Genomic DNA, 309 nt, shown 5'->3' with positions numbered 1-309 from the left:
TCTTAATGATGGGCGTGATGGCAGAAGCACTTTCTCACGTAGCACTTAAAGCAACCGACGGTTTCAGCTTGTCTAAACCTATCCCTGCTTTATTGGTAATTTCAGGACACTTGGCGGCATTTCTATTTTTGAGCCAAGCTATGAAAGGGATGCCAGTTGGTGTGGTTCACTCTTTGTGGGCAGGTTTAGCTATCGTGACAGTGAGTCTGATTTCTACGTTCGTTTACCGCCAGCACCTCGATACCATGGTGTGGATCGGCATGTTATTCGTTGCGGCTGGTGTTGTGATGATAAACCTGTCGCAAGGTC

At 47.2% G+C, this 309-nt stretch carries 1 protein-coding gene; it reads left to right on the top strand.

What is annotated here, in order from left to right; genetic code table 11:
• The coding region (locus AB4512_RS23305) for a multidrug efflux SMR transporter (protein WP_372175900.1) at positions 1-309 on the top strand (309 nt) is incomplete at both ends.

The organism is Vibrio sp. 10N.222.52.B7 (genome assembly GCF_041474275.1).
Classification (GTDB): domain Bacteria; phylum Pseudomonadota; class Gammaproteobacteria; order Enterobacterales; family Vibrionaceae; genus Vibrio; species Vibrio crassostreae_C.
The sequence above is the reverse complement of the archived record's forward strand: the minus strand, read 5'-3'. Positions and strand labels throughout refer to the sequence as shown.